Source organism: Flavobacterium sp. HJJ (genome assembly GCF_015351475.1).
Lineage (GTDB): Bacteria > Bacteroidota > Bacteroidia > Flavobacteriales > Flavobacteriaceae > Flavobacterium > Flavobacterium marginilacus.
Genome location: NZ_JADKPR010000076.1, coordinates 1 through 751, shown reverse-complemented (window position 1 = coordinate 751; position 751 = coordinate 1). Strand labels below are relative to the sequence as shown.

Annotated in this window: 1 protein-coding gene; it reads left to right on the top strand. The window is 30.0% G+C overall.

What is annotated here, in order from left to right; translation table 11 throughout:
- Positions 1-746 (top strand): transposase (locus IRZ80_RS20795; protein ID WP_194644283.1); only part of this gene is annotated, 746 nt, incomplete at its 5' end.
- Positions 747-751 lie beyond the last annotated feature (5 nt).

Sequence of the window (751 nt, the reverse complement as noted above, 5' to 3'; positions counted from 1 at the left end):
ACAAACGAGTAAAGAAAAGCAAGGAGGAAATAGCGGATGCTTTACAAGGAAAAATCAATCCTGAATTATTACATGAATTATCGGATTGTTTTGATATTTATCTTTTTATACAAGAAAAAATAAAAAAAAACAGTCTAAAGATAAATGAAGTTTTACAACAGCAGACACAAGAAATTGTCTTACCTGAGAATATCGAAATGGTAAAAAAGAACAGAAGTCGAAAAAAAGAAATACAACTGGATGTTCAATCTCATTGCTGCAAATTATTTGGTGTAGATTTATTTGCTATCGAATGCATTAGCGAAGGAACAGTTGCAAGTTTTTTGGCAGAAGTAGGAACTGATATTTACAAATTTCAAACAGCAAAACAATTTGTAAGCTGGCTTCGATTAGCTCCTAATAATAAAATTAGCGGAGGGAAAATATTGAGCAGTAAAACTCCTAAAGGCAAAAATAAATTTGCATTGACCTTAAGAAATGCAGCCAATTCAATTGACAGGAAAAAAGAGGGGTATTTGATGTTGTTTTTTAAAAGAGTTGCATACAAAAAAGGAAGAGGGGCTGCAATCACGGCAACAGCTCGAAAAATTGCCATCATAATGTGGAATATGATTGTGAAAAGAACGCATTATAGTCCTGTTAATACAGAAGAATATATTCAAGAAATGAAGACTAAAAAGATTTTACAAATAAATAAAATGATAAAAAAATACAAAATAGAAACTAATTATTTATCAGTGATTTAAAAAAA